Genomic DNA, 17,037 nt, shown 5'->3' on the forward strand with positions numbered 1-17,037 from the left:
CGGTCGCGGCGCCGGGTGGCCGGTCAGGAGCCGTCGGCGCGTGTCCGCGACGCCGGGTTCCGATCCCCGCGGAGCCGGTTGACGAGTTCCGCGAGCGACCCGACGCGCAGGGTCGGCTCCACGGGGAAGGTTTCGTCGCCGTTGTGCGAGCGGTCGACGAACGCGGAATCCAGCCCGGCCCGGGTCGCCGCGAGCACGTCGGTCGCCCGGTCGCCGACGTAGATCCCGTCGACGGCGTCCAGTTCGGCCATCGCTTCGAGCAGGTAGTGGGGGTTCGGTTTCCGGTTGTAGAACCCGCCGACGCCCGTCTCCCGTCCCCGAACGTGATCGAAGAGGTCGAGCCTGTGGTGGTCGACCACGAACCGGACGACGCCCTGGTAGTTGTTGCTGACAACGCCGAGGGGGTAGCGGTCCGCGAGCGCTTCGAGCGCCGTCACGTCGTGGAGGGTCCGCGACCCGGCGGCGAGACGGTCGATCGCAAGCCGTGCGGCGTACCGCTCCCGGAGACCGTAGAACGACACCGGATCGAGGCCCAACTGGCGACACCCGCGAACGAAGTTGACGTCGTACTCGTGCCCGGCGAGCAGGGACCGGGTCTCGGGGTCGGGACTGCGGCCGCGTTCGGAGAGCGCCCCGTCGAGCGCACGCTCGTGGATCGACTCGTCGGTCCCGCGGCCGGCGAGGAGCACGCCGTCCATATCGAAGAGCACCGCGACCCGCCCGACGTCGCTCCACGGATCGGTGCCGGAGTCGGCTGCGGTCACCGAACCAGCCCCCGGGTGTACGCCGACAGGCTCTCGGTGACGACAACGACTCCCAGTATCACGATCAGCACCATCGCGACCGACTGCCAGGCAAAGGCGTTGACCGCGCGGAACAGTTCGACGCCGATGCCGCCCGCGCCGACGAACCCGAGCACCGTCGAGTCCCGGATGTTGATGTCCCACCGATAGATCGACAACCCGACTACGGCGGGCTTCACCTGCGGGAGGATGCCGTAGAGCAGCACCTGCGCCTGTGAGGCGCCGGAGGCCCGCACCGCCTCCACCTGGCCGAAGTCGATCTCCTCGATCTCCTCGCCGAGCAGCTTCCCGAGGAAGCCGACCGAGCGGAACACGATGGCGACGGCGCCGGCGAGCGGCCCCGACCCGAACAGCACGACGAAGAACAGCGCCCAGATGATGGTGTTGACCGACCGGCTCGTGGTCACGATGAACTTCCCGAGCCAGAAGGTCGCGGCGTTGGGCGTGGTGTTCTCGGCGGCCAGAAGCGCCACGGGGATCGCGAGCACCAACGCGCCGAGCGTGCCCAGAGCGGCAATCTGGATCGTCTCGATCAGCGGCTGGACGATCTGCGTGGTGTACGCCACGTCCGGCGGGTACATCCGCGTCAGGAGGTCGCCAACCTCCCGCGGGATCGTCTCCGGCCGCACGATCCCCGTGTCCATGAACCGCCACGACGCGATCACGGTGACGCCGGCGATCAAGAGGAGAGCGAACCGGCTGATCCGCCGCCGTCGGTCGAACCGTTCCCAACTCCGTTGTTCGGTCGCCATTCAGTTGTACCTCCGTCGGACGACTGCGCTCACGCCCTCGGCCACCAGCACGACCGCGATGATCGCGAGCAGGATGGCCGTGACGTACTGGTAGTCGTAGCGGTTGAACGCGGTCAGGAGCACCGATCCGATCCCGCCCGCACCCACGATGCCGATGATGGTCGAGGTGCGGATGTTGATGTCCCACCGGTACACCGAGAGCCCGGCGAACCGCGGGATGATCTGCGGGACCACCCCGTACAGGAGCGTCTGTAGCGGCGACGCGCCGACGGCCCGGACCGCGTCGACGGATCCCATATCGATGTCCTCGATGTCCTCGGCCAGGAGCTTCGAGAAGAAGCCGACCGTCTTGAACGTGATCGTGAGGATGCCGGCGAGCGGCCCGAACCCGATGGCCTTGACCGCGATGATGCCGACGATGATCGCGTTGAACGCCCGTGAGATGGAGATGAATCCCCTGTTTATCGCGTACAGGGGCTTCGGCGAGAGGTTCTCGGCGGCCATAAACGCGATCGGAACGCTGAGCACGATGCCGGTGAGCGTCGAGACCATCGCCATCGCGACGCTTTCGAGCATCTTGTCGAGGATCCGCTGGGCCTGCCGCGGGGTCGCCGTCGGCGGCAGGAAGTCACCGACGAGCGAGGCGGCGCTCCCGAGCCCTTGGGCGATCCGTCCGGGGTCGGCGCCGACGCCGAACCCCGACCAGACGAAGAACCCGACGATGCCGGCGTACACCGCCCACTTCACCCCACGGCGCGGGAAGACGGTCGGCCGTTCCCAGGTGCGGTTGCCGGCAGCCATCTACGTCTCCCCCGCGAGCGGCCGGTCCGTATCCGCCAGCACGTCACCGTTGGACTCCCGTTTCGGCTGCTCCGTGTCGGTGTTCTCGGGGATCTCCGCGCCGCGGTACACCTGATCGAGCCCCCGTTGGTCGAGCTCAGAGGGCGGCCCCTCGAACACGAGTTCGCCGTCGTGGAGGCCGACGATCCGGTCGGCGTGTTCCATCGCGAGGTCGACCTCGTGGATGTTGATCAACACCGGCACCTCGCGCTCGGCGGCGATGTCGGTCAGGAGCCGCATCACCGTGTTCGAGGTCTCCGGATCCAGGCTCGACGTGGGCTCGTCGACAAGCAGGATCTTCGGCTGCTGGATCACCGCCCGAGCGATCCCGACCCGCTGGCGCTGGCCGCCGGAGAGCTCGTCGACCCGTTTGTTCTCCATCTCGTCTAAGCCGACCCGATCGAGGATCTCGTAGGCCCGCTCGACGTCCTCGGGAGGGAACGACCGCCGGAACGCCTGCCACGCGGAGACGTACCCCAGCCGGCCCGTGAGGACGTTCTCCATCACGGTCAGCCGCTCGACCAGGTTGTACTCCTGGAAGATCATCCCGATGTCGCGGCGGGCCGACCGCAGCGCGTCGTTACCGAGCCCGGTTAGCTCCGTGTCGTCGAGGGAGACCTCGCCGCCGCTGGGCTCGGTCAGCCGGTTGACACACCGGATGAACGTGGACTTGCCGGCCCCGCTGGGGCCGATCATCGCGACGGTCTCGCTGCCCTCGACCGACATCGTGACGCCCTTCAGGGCCTCGTCGCCGGTCGGGTAGGTCTTCCGCAGGTCGGTGACTCGCAGCATCTACGACCCGAGCGCGCTCCGTTCGTACTTGACGCCGTTGTACCGCTGGATGATCATAATGTCCTTCCAGACGGTCTTGTAGTCGATCGGGACGAACTTGTTGTACCCCGTCCGCTCCTGGTAGGCCGTGTCCGAGAAGTCCGAGTCGAGGTATGCACGCTTGATGCCCTCCTGGATCTCGGGCTTCAGGTTGTACCGGTAGGCGACCGGGCCACTCGGGAACGGCGCCGACGCCCACACCACTTTGAAGTCGTCGAAGCTGAGGTCGCTTTGGGCCTCGACGGTGTCGACGAAACAGGTCGAACAGATCGGGCCGGCGTCGTAGTCGCCCGCGGCGATCCCGCGGGTCGTGTTGCCGTGGCCGCCCGAGAAGTTGACCTCGTAGTCCTCCCCGGCGGTCACGTCGAAGTACTGATCGAACAGCGCCGAGGGGGCCTGGTGGCCGGAGTTCGACGCGGGCTCGGAGTGGCCGATCTTCACGTCCTCACGGGCGAAGTCGTTGACGCTCTGAATGCTGTCGGCGTCGGCCCGCGTGGTCGCGAACAGGCGGTAGCCGAACTCCTCCTCGGGGGTGAGCCCGACCCCGAACGGGACCGCGCCGCCGAGGTTGACCGCGAACGCGGTCGTCCCGGTCGAGAAGTTCGCGATGTGAGCCCGCTCCGAGCGCATCGCCTCGACGGACGCCGCGTAGCTGTCGACCTTGCTGAACTCGACCGGCTTCCCGGTCTCCTCCTCGATGCGGTCGAAGACGGCCTTGAAGTCCTCCTCGAACCGGCCCTGGACGTCCTCGCTGGGGCTCTCGGTGAACACGAGGGTGTCGGGATCGAGCAGTTCGCTCTCGTCGTCGGGGGTCTCTTGGACGGGATCGCCGTGGGGGACCTCCTCGACCTCCCTGTTCCGCATGTTCTTCAGGTCCGTCGTCGACCCGCGCTGGTAGCCCGCGTCGGTCAGCGCCGTCGACAGGTAGTTGTTCTCCTCCCAGGCCGGGCTCGCAGGGTCGAACTCGCTGTTTGGCGCCAGTTTCGGATCGCCTTCCGAGCCGGATGTCGTCGAGCCGCTCGAGTCGCCCGAGCTGTCGGAGCCCTCGGAACCGCCGGAGCCGTCGGAGCCCTCAGAACCGCCGGAGCCGTCGGAGCCGCCCGAACCGCTGCTTCCGCCGCCGGTGCAGCCGGCTAGCCCCGCAGCCAGCGCAGCCGCCGACCCCTTCAGAAACACACGTCGTCGCGATCTGTCTTTGTCAGACATCACTGGTATCAACCGTTTCTTTTCACTTGAAACTATCGAGAAATTTATATTTACCCCACAGTACCACTCCGCCCTGAATGGTACGTTTTAGACGGGTAAATATCGATATATAGTAAAACTACGGATGCAGAGACCGTGGTAGTTTCGAATTTCCGATAGAAATTTCACGCCGTCGGACGGGGAGTAGCGTATGGCTCTCAGTTCGTTCATCACGCGGCTCCGTGACCCCGTCTACACCGGCCCCAACCGGTGTTGGCCGTGCTCGGTTGCGAACCTCGTTCTCGTCGCGCTCGGGGCGGTCACTGCGGACGTCGTGGCGCCGGCCGCCGGGGTCGCCGTCGGCGTCATCGGGCTCGCGGCGGTCTGGCTCCGCGGCTACGTCGTCCCCGGGACGCCGACGCTGACCCGCCGGTATCTCCCGGCGTCGGTTCGGGGGTGGTTCGGGAAGGCGCCGAGCCGGCGTTCCCCCGACGCCGCAGCTCCGGCCGACCGCCTGGCTCAACTGGGTGTGCTCCGCTCCGACGACCCGCAATTGGCGCCGGGGTTTCGCGACCCCTGGGCGACCACCGCCGCCGCCTTAGCGGGCGACGACCGGGCGATCCGGCGGGCGGCCGCGGAAACCCTCTCGTCGCCGTCGGCAGAGGTCGCACTCGACGACGACGGCGACGGCGTCACCCTCACCGTCGGCGGCGAGTGGACCGGACAGTGGCCCTCGCGGACGGCGCTCGCGGCCGACCTCGCCACCGAACTGACCCTCTCGGACTCGGGGTGGACCGGGCTGGAACGGACCGAGCGGGCGGACCTCGCGGCGCGGATCCGGGCGCTGGCGGCGACCTGCCCCGTCTGTGACGCCGCCACGACCGTTTCCGAGGACACCGTCGACTCCTGCTGTGGCTCGGCCGAGGTCGTGGCCGTCACCTGCCCGGACTGCTCGGCGCGGCTCGCGGAGTTCGACCCGTCGCCGGCGACGTTCGCCCCCGGGCGGTGACGGCGAACCGGCCGCACGGCTCCGCGGGACGCGTGTCCGAATAAAAGATCGGGTCGCTTCGCGGGTCGGCGCGAGTTCGAGCGTCGAACTCAGCCGAAGAGGTTGCCGAGCCCCTCGCCGGAGGCTTCCTCGTCGTCGTCGCCGTCGTCAGCGGCTTCTTCCTCGTCGTCGCCCTCGTCGGCCTCCTCTTCGTCGGCGTCGTCGGCCTCCTCGATCTCGGCCTCGGCGGCGCCACCGCCCGCGGCGGGCGCGGGTGCGGCGGCGGCCGTGTCGACGGCCTCCTCGATGTCGACGTCCTCGAGTGCGGCGACGAGCGCCTTCACGCGGGACTCCTCGACGTCGACGCCGGCGGCGTCCAGTACCGCGGTGACGTTGTCCTCGTTGATCTCCTCGCCCGATTCGTTCAGGATGAGCGCAGCGTAAACGTATTCCATTGTCGTGTACCTCTGATTATCCGAACATCGCGCCGAGCCCCTCCGCACCGTCGTCGTCATCGTCGTCGTCGGTGTCGGTCTCGGTCTCGGCCTCTGTCGTGTCGTCTTCGTCAGTCGGTTCCTCGTCGGCGTCGTCCGCCTCCGTGGCGGGTTCGGCCGGCGCCTCGACGCCCCGAAGTTCCTCGGGGAGCGCCTCCTCGTCGTCGATCTGTGCGGCGATCGAACGGACCTGTGCGTCCGCTTTCCCGATCAGGTCGGGCAGGACGTCGGGGTCCTCGATCGCGGCGAAGACGCCGAGCGCCTTTGCGTCGCCCGCGGCGGTCGCGAGCAGCGTCGGCGTCGTCCCGGCCGTCGGGAACGCCGCGTTGACCGAGAGGTTCCGCGCGGCCGACGCCGCGGCGGCGACGTCCGAGCGGTACTCCTCTACGTCGATCGCGAGCTCGTCGGGCTCGAACCGCACGCCTTCGGAGAAGACGCCGCGGAGGTCGAGTCCGACCTCCTTGGGTTCGATGCCGAGCTCCGAGAGCACGCCCTCGAGCTCCTCGGAGACGGGCTCGCCCGCCTCGAGGACCTTCGAGTCCTCGGTGACGTGGATCGACCCGTCCATAATCCGGGCGGCCGCGCCGACCTGCTGGAGTTCGCCCACGAACGGCCCGGGGTCGACCCCGGTGTCACCCTCGGGGATGACGATGTCGTTGGGGGCGATCTCCCCCGCGCTGATCGGCGCGGGCGTCTTCGAGGCTTCGAGCTGCTTGTACAGCCCGAAGGGGTTGTCGTTGGTGCCGACGAACGCCACCTGTCCCGACACGTAGTCGGTGAGCTCCTCCAGCCCGTCGTCGACCTCCTTCAGGGCGCGGACGGTGAGCGTGTTGCGGCTCATCCGGATCTCCGCGCTGCCGTGGAGGTCCCGACGCATACTCTGCAGCTGGCGGCTCGGGATGCCGGCCACGTCGACGATGCCGACCGACTGGTAGCGTTCGAGGAACTCGACCAGTTCGGCGACCTCCTCGCGCTTCCACTCGGGGATGGTGTCCGTACGACGCGCGGCCGCGCTGTCGCTCATGCGGGCACCTCCACGGCCGGTCCCATCGTGGTCTTGACGTACATCGAATCGATGTTGAGGGGACCCTTCTCCAGGTCCGCCTCGAGTCGACGGATGATGACGTCGATGTTGTCCGCGATCTCCTCGGAGTCCATGTCCTGAGCACCCACGCGGGTGTGGAAGGTCCGGCGATCGCGGGAACGGAGTTGCACCGTGTTCTTCATCCTGTTCACCGTCTCGACCACGTCGTCGTCGGGCTGCAGCGGCGTCGGCATCTTCCCGCGCGGACCGAGAACCGTCCCCAGGTAGCGGCCGATGTCCTGCATCAGACTGGCGTCGGCCACGAAGAAGTCGGTCTCGTCTGCGAGGTCCTTTGCCGCGTCGGTGTCGTCCCCGAGCTCCTCGAGGTCGTCGCCGTCGAGAACCTCGTCGGCGACTTCCTCCGCTCGGAGTGCGGTCTCACCGCTGGCGAAGACGACGATCCGTGTCTCCTGGCCCGTACCGGCGGGCAGGACCACGGACTCGTCGACGCGCTGCGACGGGTCGTTCAGATCGAGATCGCGCAGGTTCACGGCGAGATCGACCGTCTCGCGGAAGTTCCGCGGCGGCGCCTCGTCGAGTGCGCGAGAGACTGCGTCAACTATCGTATCTGCCATTATTCACCTCCGTAGTACGCAGGATTGCTCCTACGGGTCAGTGAAACAGGCGTCTGCCTGTCTCGTCGTAAGCGAGGTGGATCCCGGACTTAAGTCCGTCGAAGCGGACGCCACGTACCGCCCGATTTCGGCCTCGAAACCCCTGATTCGTGGGAGCCGTCGGCACGGGGAGTTCTGTCACGCGGCGTGACACTCCTCGGACCGCCGACACGTATCTGCCCGCTTGCGACGACGTTCCGGTATGGCACTCAGCGCACGCAACGGCCTCCCGGGAACGGTGGTTTCGGCGGAGAAAGACGGCGTGATGGCGGGGATAACCCTCGAACTCGGCGACGGACAGACGATCACGTCCACCGCCACGCGGGCGTCGGCCGATCGGCTCGACCTCGCGGCGGGCGACTCGGCTGCCGCCGTTATCAAGGCCAGCGAAGTGATGATGGAGACGGGCGAGGCTGAGTGACGGAACGGAACGAAGCCTCGAATCGAGGCGGCGAGCGGGAGGGAGCCGTAGAGACGGGCGAGGCTGAGTGACGGAACGGAACGAAGCCTCGAATCGAGGCGGCGCTCGATAGGGAACCGCAAGGAGACCGCGTCGACGCCGATCGGCGTCGAGTGCGGATCGCGCGTCGCCGGCAGAGCGGCGAACCGAACAGGTTACTCGCCGTCGAAGACGTCGTCGTACTCGCCGTCTTCCATCCGTCGTTTGAACTCCCGGGGGTCGTTACCCGCGATCGTGACGCCGAGGGAGGTGCACGTGCCGACGACCTCCTTTGCGGCGTTGAACGAGTCGTACGACAGCAGATCGGAGGACTTCTGCTCGGCGATCTTCTTCACCTGATCGACGGTCAGATCCGCGACGAAGTTCTCCTGGGGCTCGCCGGAGCCGGTCTCGAAGCCGGCCTCGTCTTTGATCAGTTCGGCCGTCGGCGGGACGCCGACAGAGATGGTGAAGGAGCCGTCGTCCTCGTACTCGACGGTCACGGGCACTTCCATCCCGTCGAACGCCGCGGTCTCGTCGTTGATCCGCTGGACGACGTCCTGGACGTTCACCGGGGTCGGTCCGAGCTCCGGCCCGAGCGGCGGGCCGGGGCTTGCCTCCCCGCCGGGAACGAGCGCTTCGATGGTTCCAGCCATACGTTATTCCACCCTGCGCCGACTTTTAACGGTTTTCTTTCCGTCGAACCCGCGTGTTGCGGTCTGACACGCCGAAACGGGCGGTGACGCGGGACGCGGCCGGAGCGTCGCGACCGCGGCTGTCATCCATCGTGCCGTCGCCCGGCCGCCCGACCGGGCCGCACACACAATCCGGACGTCTGACAAAAATATAATACACTGCAGGCCAACGTACGGGCGTATGGTGAAGAGCACGGTTCGGTTTCCCGAGTCCGTCGTCGACGAAATCGAGTCGCTCGTCGAGGCCGAACAGTTCGAGAGCAAATCGGAGTTCTACCGCTTTTCCTCCGATTACGTTCTCAACCAGATGCTCGACGACTACGAGCCGACGACAATCGACTACGAGGACATCCGCGACGAGGTGATGCCGGCGCCGGACCGGGAGATCGGCACCGACGCCGACCACCCGCCCTTCTTCGAGTCGGTGTCGTTCGTCCGGAAGCTCGCGCTTCGGGGCAACTTCAGCGACGCCGAGGACTTCATCGACCACCAGTACACGCCGAGCGACCGCCACGCGATCCTGCTGGAGGAGATCCTCCGATTGTACCGGGGCGACGGGAGCCCGACCGGCCGGCGGGCACCCCCCGAACGGGAGCGGGCGTCGCAGCCACCGACCGCGGAGCCGCCGACCCCTGATAACGGGAACTGAGCCGCCCGCCGACGAACCCCGCCACAGACGAGCGGATCCGACGGTGTATCCGGTGTACGAAGCGATTTGTCGAACCCGACGACACCGTGACGCGGACCTGTGACACCTGCAAGCAACGCGGGGGAGTCAACGGAGACGAGTCGGTACCGCCGCTGACGTGCGACGCAGTCGGGTTTGAGTAGCTCTCTACTCCGAACGGGGCGGCGTCGGCGGTGCCGCGGAGCCGCGACGCCGATCCCGCTCAGATGTCCAACCCGAACGGGGCGGCGTCGGCGGCTCCGGGCGAAGCCGCGACGCCGGTACCTCAAATATCCAACCCGAACGGGGCGGCGTCGGCGGCTCCGACCGCCATCGCTCCCAGCAACTCCGCGACAGCGTCGAGGTCACCGGTGTCGATCACCTCGACGGGCGTGTGCATATACCGGTTCGGGACCCCGAGGTTCAAAGATGGGATCCCACTGCGCGAGGTGTAGAACCCGTCGGCGTCGGTGCCGGTGCGGCTGCCCGTCGCCTGGAGTTGGACATCGGTCCCGGACTCCTCGGCCGCGTCGCGGGCGAGTTCGACCAGCGAGGGATGGTTCGCGCTTCCGCGGGAGACCACCGGTCCGGCGCCGAGTTCGACCGGGCCGACCCGCTTGCCCGGGATGTCCGGGTTGTCGGTGGCGTGGGTCACGTCGACGGCGACCGCCGCGTCGGGGTCGAGGTCGAACCCCACCATCTTCGCGCCCTGTAGCCCGACCTCCTCCTGGACGGTGCTGACGGCGTACACCGTGGCGTCGACGCCGGCTTCGACCGCAGCGCGGAGCCCCTCGGCGGCCGACCAGATCCCGACGCGGTTGTCCATCGCGCGGGCGGCGATCCGGTCGCCGTGCAGCGGCCGCACCCGGGTCTCGACCGTTACCGGATCGCCGACCTCCACCAAGTCGCCTGCCGCCTCGCCGTCTTCGGCGCCGATGTCGACGAACTGCTCGGCGATGTCCTGGTGGGACTCGTCCTCCCGGTCGCGGAGGTGGATCGCGGTCTGACCGATCACGCCCGCGACTGGCGCCTCGGCGTGGACCGTGACGTGTTGGCCCTTCGAGACGGTGCGGTCCGCGCCGCCGATCGACCCGATCCTGAGGAACCCGTCGTCGGTGATGTCGCGCACGATGTAGCCGATCTCGTCGGCGTGGCCGCCGAACGCGATCGACGCGTCGGCGTCGCCTTCGTGGACCGCAACGGCGTTGCCGTAGTCGTCGGTCCAAACGTCGTCGGCGAACTCCCGGACGTAGTCGAGCCACACCCGCTGTCCCACGGCCTCGAACCCCGAGGGGCTCGGCGTGGTCAGCAGATCCGTGAGAAACGCGCGTCTATCGTCGTCCATACCTCGGAGTCGCCTGCCCGATACGTGAATCCTCCGACCGGCAGTCGCGTCAGCCGGGTTGCATCCCACGGTCGCGCTCGCCGGGTTCCACCCCGCGGCCGCGCCGCCGTAGTCCGGTCGGATGGCTTAAGCGCCCCCCACGACATCCGTCCCGTATGACCGTCTCGAGCGCCCCCGGGAAGGTGTATCTCTTCGGGGAACACGCCGTGGTCTACGGCGAGCCCGCGATCCCGTGTGCGATCGAACGCCGGGCCACGGTCGCCGTCGACGAGCGCGACGACGACCACATCCGGGTCGAGGCCCGGGATCTGAGCCTCGACGGGTTCACCGTGGAGTACGCCGGCGACACCGACGGCCGCCCCGACGTCGACGCGCCGACCGAACTCGTCGACGCCGCGATGGGGTACGTCGACGCCGCGGTCGAACAGGCCCGCGACGCCGCCGACGCCCCGGCGGCCGGCTTCGACATCCGGGTGGAAAGCGAGATCCCGCTCGGCGCGGGGCTGGGATCGTCGGCGGCGGTGGTCGTCGCCGGGATCGACGCCGCGACCCGGGAACTCGGCGCGGCCCTGGCTCCCGAGGCGGTGGCGGACCGCGCCTACCGCGCGGAGTACGCCGTCCAGGACGGGCAGGCGTCCCGCGCGGATACGTTCTGTTCGGCGATGGGCGGCGCAGTCAGGGTCGAGGGCGACGACTGCGGGCGGATCGCCACCCCGAACCTCCCGTTCGTGGTCGGGTTCGACGGCAGTGCCGGCGACACGGGGGAACTCGTCGCGGGCGTCCGCAGCCTCCGCGAGGAGTACGGCTTCGCCGCCGACACCGTCGGCAACATCGGCGACATCGTCCGCCACGGGGAGTCGCTGCTCGCCGACGCCGACCCCGGGGCGGAGCCCACCCCTGACCTGCTGGCCGAACTCGGCCGGCTGATGGACTTCGACCACGGGCTGCTGGAGGCGCTCGGCGTCTCCTCGCGGACCCTCGACAGTATGGTGTGGGCCGCCCGCGAGGCGGGCGCCCACGGCGCAAAGCTCACCGGCGCCGGCGGCGGCGGCTGCATCGTCGCCCTCGACAGGACGCCCGAGACCAGGACCGCGCTCCGCTACACCGCGGAGTGCCGCGATGCGTTCCGGGCCGAACTCGACCGCGAGGGCGTCCGCACGGAGGACGGCCACCGGTGACCGTCGTCCTCAAACTCGGCGGCAGCGTGATCACCGACAAGGAGACGCCGGAGACCGTCGACGACGACGCCCTGACGGCCGCGGTCGACGCGATCGCCGATGCGGACCCCGACCGCCTCGTCGTGGTCCACGGCGGCGGGAGCTTCGGCCACGTCGCCGCCTCCGAGCGCGGGATGGGCCGCACGACGGGCAGCCGCGACGCCGCGGACGTGTGGGCGGTCCACGACGCGATGCGCCGGCTGAACGACGCGGTGCTCGACCGCCTCCACGACGCCGGCGTGCCCGCCCTCCCGGTCCACCCGCTGTCGGTCGCGGCGCGGACCGAGGGGAACGAACTCTCGCTCCCGCTCGATTCGACCGCGCGGCTGCTCGGCGAGGGGTTCGTTCCCGTCCTCCACGGCGACGTCGTCGGCCACGCGGGGTCGGGGGCGACCATCGTCAGCGGCGACGAACTGGTCACCCGACTCGCGGCCGGACTCGACGCCGACCGCGTCGGGCTCTGTTCGACTGTTCCGGGCGTCTACGACGCCGACGGGGGAGTGATCCACCGGATCACAGACGTCGCGTCGGTCGAAGACGCGCTGGGGGACGCCGACGCGACCGACGTCACCGGCGGGATGGCGGCGAAGGTGCGGGCGCTCCTGGCACTCGATGCTACAGCGTACGTTTTCGGCCCCGCGTCGCTGTCGGCGTTTCTGGCGGGGGAGTCCGCGGGGACCGTGATCGACGGGTAGCCCGTTGCAGTTACCACTGCGCGAACGGCGTCCCGTGCCCCGATCGCTCGACGTACGCCGCCTGCATCCCCTCGATCGCCTCCCGGAGCGACGCCCCCGCGTCGAGCGCGTCCCGCACCTGCGTCCGTTTCCACGCGCTCGGCGCGGTGTGGTCGGCCTCCCGCCGGGCCTCGATCGGCGCCAGCGCCCACTCGATCGTCTCCGAGCCGACCCCGAGTTCGTCGAGGCCACGACGGGCCAGGGCGAACAGTTCGTCGTAGATCCGGGCCGTCGCGGTCGTCCGGTCGCCCGACCGCGCGACCCACCGGAGGTCGGCGCCGGGGCCGTCGTCGACCGCGGCGTAGAACGACGCCCGGGCGTCGTCCCACGGCAACGTCGCGAGCGGGTGGTCGGCCGCGACGACGCCGCGTAACGCCCCGGTGACCAGCGCCTGGACGCCGACGGTGTCCCTGAGCGTGGGCTGGGTCGGCAGCGGGCGGTACTCGATCCGGACCGACCCCCCGTCGTCTGCCACCCGGCCGCCGTCGGCGCCGCGGGGCACGTCGCCGCCGAACACCGGCCGGACCCACCGCCAGTAGGTGCCGCGCTTGGCCCCGAGCGCGGGGTATCGCTCGCTCGGATCTCCGTCACCGTCGCCCTCGTCAACGTCGGGCGGTGCGACCAGCGTCGGGTCGGTCACGATCCGGTCGATCAGGGTAGGCAGATCCGGCACGTCCCCGGGCACCCGACACTTGCGGGAGCCTTCGTCGACCGACCGCTCGAACAGCGGGATCCGGAGTTCGTGGGGCGTCCGGTCGAGAGCCGCGTCGGGGTCGGAGTCATCGTAGAGATCAGCCGGCAGGAACGGCGAGTTGGCGGTCAGCGACAGGATCGGCCCCATCGTCCGCGTGGCGACGTTCAGGTACGTCGGGATGTCGGTCGGGTCGGGCACCTGGAGGTGTGGCTGTATCGACGTCGCGAGCGACTCGGCGAGCATCGACTCGGCCGTCTCGAAGCCGTAGACGTCGAGATCGAGCGACCCGCCGTTCCGGGCCCTGATCTCCTCATCGAGGGCGACGTACCGCGGGACGGGGCGCATATTCGCCGGACGCGCGAGCCCGTCGGTCCGGGTTCGGGCCTCGATGTACGCCCGGGTCCCCTCGGCGGGCGGCACCGTCCAGATCGCATCGAGCACGAGCCGGCGGTCGTCCTCCGCGAGACGGCTCCGGACGGCCCGGTACGTCGATCGAAGCCCGTCGAGTTGCCGCCGGAGGCCGGCGTCGGAGACGACGTCGGGGTCGGTGTGGAGTTCGGCGTTGTGGACGCCGAGTTCGCGGCTACACCCGTCGATCCCGAACAGGTCATCGGGGGCGGACGCAAGCCGCCCCTGGCCGTCGACGACGTACCCCTCGAGTTCGATCCCGACCGCGAAGTCGGTCGCGTCGAAGACGCCGGCGTCGATGTCCTCGCGCAGCGCCGTCGCCTCCCGTTCGACGCGGCGCTGGAAGGACGCACGGCGGTCCGGGTCGAGCGCCTCGCGGACCGCGTCGGTCGTATCACTCATTGCCCACCGTTCCAGCCGACGGGTAGTGATACTGTCGGCTGCGATGCGGTCGTCCGGGCTCAGTTCTCGTCGTCCTTCAGCTCCTCTAACTCCGCCTCCACTTCGGCGTCCGAGACGTCGACATCGGGTGCCTCGGCTTCCTCGGCCTCGGACTCGGTGTCCTCGCTGGCCGCCGACTCCGTCCCGCCGCTCGTGCTTCCGGACCCGCCCATTTCGGATTTGAGCGTCTCGAGTTCGGTGTCGACCTCCTTGCTGCTACGGCCGCTCTCCAGCTCTCGGTCGATGCTGTCTTTGTCCGACATGGCGTCGTCGAACGCGCCGGTGTCGACGAGTTCGTCCATCGCCTCCGAGCGCGCCTCCATCTCGTCGGTCCGCTCCTCGGCGCGCTCGATCGAACGGGTGACGTCGCTCATCTCGTCGCCGACGCCGGTCACCGCCTCCGAGACCCGCGTCGAGGCTTCGGCGGCCTCGTACCGCGCCTTCATCGTCTCTTTTTTGGTCCGGAACTCCTCGATCCGGCTCTGGAGCTCGTTTTTCTTCCCGACGAGGTCGTCCTGCGTCGACTGGAGGTCGGCGATCTGTCCTTCGAGCTCCTCGATCTGGGACATCTTCGCCTGTTTCTTCTCCAGCGCCTGCCTGGCGAGGTCGTCGCGGTCCTGCCGCACCGCCTCGCGGGCCTGTTCGTTGTGCTTCTCGACGTTCTCCTCTAACCGCCGCTTTTGGATCTCCAGGCGCTTCTTCTGTGTCGTGAGGTCCGCGATCCCCTGTTTGACGTCCTGGAGCTCGTCGCGCATCTGCTCGTAGGAGTAGTCCAGCGACTCCGTCGGGTCCTCCGCACGGTTGAGGAGGGAGTTGAGCTTCGACCGGACGACGTAGGAGGCGCGTGAGAGGATTCCCATACCTCCGGTTGGGGCGCGCCGGAATTAAAACCCAGCGTGCCGAACCACGAACGTCTCCGATGGACGAGCCGATCTTCCTCCCCGGCGGCCGCGACGCCCGGGGCACGTTGGACGTCGCCGCGGCCGACGCGGACGGGGCTGCGCCCCCCGACTCCGGGGCAGCCGACGCCTGCGTCGTCGCGTGTCCGCCGCACCCACAGCACGGCGGCGGCCGCGGGGACCGACGACTCGGCGCGCTGAGCGACGAACTCGGGGAGCGAGGCGTCGACTGCCTCCGGTTCGACTACGGCCCCTGGGACGGCGGCCGCAGCGAGCGGCGGGACGCGCTGCACGGGGTCGAGTGGGCCCGAGAGCGGTACGAGCGGGTCGCCCTGTTCGGCTACAGCTTCGGCGGGGCGGTCGCGATCTCGGCGGCCGCAAACGGCGCGGACGTCGTCGCCGTCGCCGCGCTCTCGCCGCCCGCCCGCGTCGGCGCAGCCCGGGAGGACGGCCCCGACGACCGCGGCGGCATCGACACGGTCGCCGATCTTTCGGCACTCCCGGCGTCGCTTCCGGTCGGGATCTTCCACGGCGCACACGACGACGTGACGACGGTCGGGCCCGTCGCCGACCGCGCCCGGGAGCGCGGCGCGACCGTCCGGGAGTTCTCGACCGACCACTTCTTCGTCGGGCGCGAGGCCGAGTCCGCGGCTGCGGTGGGCGAGTTTCTGCAGCCGGTGCTTCACTCGGCGGCGTCGCGGTAGCCGGCCGCGAACGAGACCGCGACGGCGGCGGCGCCCGCGGCGAACGCGAAGGTCCAGAACCCGGTCCAGACGGCCGCGCCGAGGTTCGTGGTCGCCGCGTAGGACGCCACCCCGGCCACCGTCCCCGCGGCTGCCGGCGCCCACAGCGGGCCGTCGGTCCACGAGCCGCCCGCGTCGACGTACTCGACCGCGTAGCCCCACGCGTTCCCGAGGGTGAACCGCACCACGACAACCCCCAACAGTCCGGCCGCTACTGCGGTAACGAGCGCGACCGGGTCCGGCGAGCCGGGGCCGTCCCCGAGGATCGCGCCGGGGCGGACCGTGGGGTGTGAGACGGCGCCGAGCAGGAACGCGAGGGCGTCGAGCAGGTACCACGGACGGAACCGGCGGTGGGCGCGCTGTGGGAGGGACACATCGGCGGTTCGGCGGACGGCGACAAGTGGTTTGTGTCCTGGGCGTGGCTCAACTGTCCCCGCGCCAGCGGCGGCCGCACTCGGTGCAGTTGACGTATATTACGACCCTAAACGAATCGTAGCAATACGGCCCAAGTTCACGTTCCTGTCCCCGAAATCACGCTTTCAATCCTCGAACTCGCCACGGTTATATACTGTCGGCTATAGTCGCGTGACGGATTTCGACACCCCGGGGGGTGTGGAAGATCTTCACGTAGTTATAGCCGACAGTATAGTAGCGTTTGCAACTGGTTACACATCCGACACGCCGTCGTGCGATCGAGTGAGCGAAGACTTGCAAACGCTACTATAACGAAGGAACGACTGTGTATATGGACGACAACGTGATGGGAGCAGAGCCTCGTGAACTGGAGACTGGACTATCGACGCTACAGCAGAAGATAGCTGGGGTATGCCCCTCCTGCGGTGATAGAGATGCAAGCGCATACCTCCGTCTTCAGGCGGAGGTCGAGCGGCACTATTATGACTGTGGATCGGGTTCTCACGGATGCTACGGAATCGGTGGGAGGCCGTCCCCGAACCACAAGGGGTGGAGAACCGGCGGTGGTTTGCACGGCCATGACACGGATTCCGACGGGGCCTCATCGGCCGGGCCACAGCCCTACGAGGGAGACAAACGAGAGTTCCCCCGGTGTGTCGCCGGTTCCCTCCGAGTGCGGGTTGGAACCGAAGGGCGACGACCGCCCGAATCCGATGGTCGGATTCCTCCGCGTTTACACGGAGGAGGTCA

The 17,037-nt window shown here is 68.9% G+C and carries 19 protein-coding genes; 6 read left to right on the forward strand and 13 right to left on the reverse strand.

Annotated features, from left to right (window positions below):
- Positions 1 to 23: 23 nt before the first annotated feature.
- From H5V44_RS02570 to phnD, 5 genes are read right to left on the reverse strand one after another with little or no spacing between them, the layout of a single operon-like run.
- On the reverse strand, positions 24 to 764 hold the full coding sequence (locus H5V44_RS02570) for an HAD family hydrolase (RefSeq protein WP_343067670.1): 741 nt from the start codon (positions 762 to 764) through the stop codon (positions 24 to 26).
- Positions 761 to 1,555 (reverse strand): phosphonate ABC transporter, permease protein PhnE, encoded by a 795-nt coding sequence (gene phnE / locus H5V44_RS02575; RefSeq protein WP_185191565.1) that lies wholly within the window; start codon positions 1,553 to 1,555, stop codon positions 761 to 763. The genes H5V44_RS02570 and phnE (H5V44_RS02575) overlap by 4 nt, the downstream gene beginning before the upstream one ends.
- Entirely contained in the window at positions 1,556 to 2,356 is an 801-nt protein-coding gene (gene phnE, locus H5V44_RS02580; RefSeq protein ID WP_185191566.1) for a phosphonate ABC transporter, permease protein PhnE, read from the reverse strand.
- Positions 2,357 to 3,187, reverse strand: coding sequence for a phosphonate ABC transporter ATP-binding protein (gene phnC / locus H5V44_RS02585; protein ID WP_185191567.1), 831 nt, complete (start codon positions 3,185 to 3,187; stop codon positions 2,357 to 2,359).
- The gene (phnD, locus tag H5V44_RS02590; protein WP_246403627.1) at positions 3,188 to 4,432 is read right to left on the reverse strand and encodes a phosphate/phosphite/phosphonate ABC transporter substrate-binding protein; all 1,245 of its coding nucleotides are present in this window, start codon (positions 4,430 to 4,432) and stop codon (positions 3,188 to 3,190) included. It abuts the gene before it with no gap.
- Positions 4,433 to 4,622: 190 nt separating this feature from the next.
- Between phnD and H5V44_RS02595 the strand changes: the two genes are divergently transcribed.
- Positions 4,623 to 5,420 (forward strand): hypothetical protein, encoded by a 798-nt coding sequence (locus H5V44_RS02595; RefSeq protein ID WP_185191568.1) that lies wholly within the window; start codon positions 4,623 to 4,625, stop codon positions 5,418 to 5,420.
- 89 nt (positions 5,421 to 5,509) lie between these two features.
- Here the strand turns inward: H5V44_RS02595 and rpl12p are convergent, their stop codons facing one another.
- From rpl12p to H5V44_RS02610, 3 genes are read right to left on the reverse strand one after another with little or no spacing between them, the layout of a single operon-like run.
- Positions 5,510 to 5,854 (reverse strand): 50S ribosomal protein P1, encoded by a 345-nt coding sequence (gene rpl12p, locus H5V44_RS02600; RefSeq protein WP_185191569.1) that lies wholly within the window; start codon positions 5,852 to 5,854, stop codon positions 5,510 to 5,512.
- Between the two features lie 16 nt (positions 5,855 to 5,870).
- The gene (locus H5V44_RS02605; RefSeq protein WP_185191570.1) at positions 5,871 to 6,917 is read right to left on the reverse strand and encodes a 50S ribosomal protein L10; all 1,047 of its coding nucleotides are present in this window, start codon (positions 6,915 to 6,917) and stop codon (positions 5,871 to 5,873) included.
- A complete protein-coding gene (locus H5V44_RS02610) occupies positions 6,914 to 7,552 on the reverse strand; it encodes a 50S ribosomal protein L1 (protein ID WP_185191571.1) in 639 nt (212 codons plus the stop codon). Before H5V44_RS02610 ends, H5V44_RS02605 begins: the two co-directional genes overlap by 4 nt.
- Positions 7,553 to 7,793: 241 nt before the next feature.
- Between H5V44_RS02610 and H5V44_RS02615 the strand changes: the two genes are divergently transcribed.
- Entirely contained in the window at positions 7,794 to 8,012 is a 219-nt protein-coding gene (locus H5V44_RS02615) for a TOBE domain-containing protein (protein WP_185191572.1), read from the forward strand.
- 194 nt (positions 8,013 to 8,206) lie between these two features.
- On the opposite strand, the gene H5V44_RS02620 is transcribed toward H5V44_RS02615, so the two are convergent.
- Positions 8,207 to 8,686, reverse strand: a complete 480-nt coding sequence (locus H5V44_RS02620; RefSeq protein ID WP_185191573.1) for a 50S ribosomal protein L11 — start codon at positions 8,684 to 8,686, stop codon at positions 8,207 to 8,209.
- 220 nt (positions 8,687 to 8,906) lie between these two features.
- Between H5V44_RS02620 and H5V44_RS02625 the strand changes: the two genes are divergently transcribed.
- Positions 8,907 to 9,374: a hypothetical protein gene (locus tag H5V44_RS02625; protein WP_246403634.1), complete on the forward strand. Its 468-nt coding sequence runs from the start codon at positions 8,907 to 8,909 to the stop codon at positions 9,372 to 9,374.
- Positions 9,375 to 9,678: 304 nt separating this feature from the next.
- Here the strand turns inward: H5V44_RS02625 and H5V44_RS02630 are convergent, their stop codons facing one another.
- Positions 9,679 to 10,737: a M20/M25/M40 family metallo-hydrolase gene (locus tag H5V44_RS02630; protein ID WP_185191574.1), complete on the reverse strand. Its 1,059-nt coding sequence runs from the start codon at positions 10,735 to 10,737 to the stop codon at positions 9,679 to 9,681.
- A gap of 155 nt (positions 10,738 to 10,892) precedes the next feature.
- On the opposite strand from H5V44_RS02630, the gene mvk reads away from it, so the two are divergent.
- Positions 10,893 to 11,915: a mevalonate kinase gene (mvk, locus tag H5V44_RS02635; protein WP_185191575.1), complete on the forward strand. Its 1,023-nt coding sequence runs from the start codon at positions 10,893 to 10,895 to the stop codon at positions 11,913 to 11,915.
- A complete protein-coding gene (locus tag H5V44_RS02640) occupies positions 11,912 to 12,649 on the forward strand; it encodes an isopentenyl phosphate kinase (protein WP_185191576.1) in 738 nt (245 codons plus the stop codon). Before mvk ends, H5V44_RS02640 begins: the two co-directional genes overlap by 4 nt.
- A 10-nt stretch (positions 12,650 to 12,659) precedes the next feature.
- Here the strand turns inward: H5V44_RS02640 and H5V44_RS02645 are convergent, their stop codons facing one another.
- Both H5V44_RS02645 and H5V44_RS02650 read right to left on the reverse strand, forming a co-directional pair.
- Positions 12,660 to 14,192, reverse strand: a complete 1,533-nt coding sequence (locus tag H5V44_RS02645) for a hypothetical protein (protein WP_185191577.1) — start codon at positions 14,190 to 14,192, stop codon at positions 12,660 to 12,662.
- 59 nt (positions 14,193 to 14,251) lie between these two features.
- Positions 14,252 to 15,091, reverse strand: a complete 840-nt coding sequence (locus H5V44_RS02650) for a PspA/IM30 family protein (RefSeq protein ID WP_185191578.1) — start codon at positions 15,089 to 15,091, stop codon at positions 14,252 to 14,254.
- A gap of 59 nt (positions 15,092 to 15,150) precedes the next feature.
- Here H5V44_RS02650 and H5V44_RS02655 point away from each other — a divergent pair, with 59 nt between their 5' ends.
- The gene (locus tag H5V44_RS02655) at positions 15,151 to 15,834 is read left to right on the forward strand and encodes an alpha/beta hydrolase (protein ID WP_185191579.1); all 684 of its coding nucleotides are present in this window, start codon (positions 15,151 to 15,153) and stop codon (positions 15,832 to 15,834) included.
- Here H5V44_RS02655 and H5V44_RS02660 read toward each other — a convergent pair.
- Positions 15,813 to 16,247 carry a hypothetical protein gene (locus H5V44_RS02660; protein ID WP_185191580.1) on the reverse strand — a complete coding sequence of 145 codons (435 nt, stop codon included), beginning with the start codon at positions 16,245 to 16,247 and terminating at the stop codon, positions 15,813 to 15,815. The genes H5V44_RS02655 and H5V44_RS02660 overlap by 22 nt on opposite strands.
- Positions 16,248 to 17,037: the final 790 nt, after the last annotated feature.

Origin of the sequence: Halobellus ruber (assembly GCF_014212355.1) — an archaeon.
Lineage (GTDB): Archaea > Halobacteriota > Halobacteria > Halobacteriales > Haloferacaceae > Haloquadratum > Haloquadratum rubrum.

Bases quoted from the DNA above. Each gene is read 5' to 3' on its own strand.
- H5V44_RS02645 (WP_185191577.1), bottom strand. From the start codon at position 14,192: ATGAGTGATACGACCGACGCGGTCCGCGAGGCGCTCGACCCGGACCGC.
- H5V44_RS02615 (WP_185191572.1), top strand. From the start codon at position 7,794: ATGGCACTCAGCGCACGCAACGGCCTCCCGGGAACGGTGGTTTCGGCG.
- H5V44_RS02625 (WP_246403634.1), top strand. From the start codon at position 8,907: ATGGTGAAGAGCACGGTTCGGTTTCCCGAGTCCGTCGTCGACGAAATC.
- H5V44_RS02650 (WP_185191578.1), bottom strand. From the start codon at position 15,091: ATGGGAATCCTCTCACGCGCCTCCTACGTCGTCCGGTCGAAGCTCAAC.
- H5V44_RS02655 (WP_185191579.1), top strand. From the start codon at position 15,151: ATGGACGAGCCGATCTTCCTCCCCGGCGGCCGCGACGCCCGGGGCACG.
- phnE (WP_185191565.1), bottom strand. From the start codon at position 1,555: ATGGCGACCGAACAACGGAGTTGGGAACGGTTCGACCGACGGCGGCGG.
- phnD (WP_246403627.1), bottom strand. From the start codon at position 4,432: ATGTCTGACAAAGACAGATCGCGACGACGTGTGTTTCTGAAGGGGTCG.
- H5V44_RS02610 (WP_185191571.1), bottom strand. From the start codon at position 7,552: ATGGCAGATACGATAGTTGACGCAGTCTCTCGCGCACTCGACGAGGCG.
- rpl12p (WP_185191569.1), bottom strand. From the start codon at position 5,854: ATGGAATACGTTTACGCTGCGCTCATCCTGAACGAATCGGGCGAGGAG.
- phnE (WP_185191566.1), bottom strand. From the start codon at position 2,356: ATGGCTGCCGGCAACCGCACCTGGGAACGGCCGACCGTCTTCCCGCGC.
- H5V44_RS02630 (WP_185191574.1), bottom strand. From the start codon at position 10,737: ATGGACGACGATAGACGCGCGTTTCTCACGGATCTGCTGACCACGCCG.
- phnC (WP_185191567.1), bottom strand. From the start codon at position 3,187: ATGCTGCGAGTCACCGACCTGCGGAAGACCTACCCGACCGGCGACGAG.
- H5V44_RS02595 (WP_185191568.1), top strand. From the start codon at position 4,623: ATGGCTCTCAGTTCGTTCATCACGCGGCTCCGTGACCCCGTCTACACC.
- H5V44_RS02605 (WP_185191570.1), bottom strand. From the start codon at position 6,917: ATGAGCGACAGCGCGGCCGCGCGTCGTACGGACACCATCCCCGAGTGG.
- mvk (WP_185191575.1), top strand. From the start codon at position 10,893: ATGACCGTCTCGAGCGCCCCCGGGAAGGTGTATCTCTTCGGGGAACAC.
- H5V44_RS02620 (WP_185191573.1), bottom strand. From the start codon at position 8,686: ATGGCTGGAACCATCGAAGCGCTCGTTCCCGGCGGGGAGGCAAGCCCC.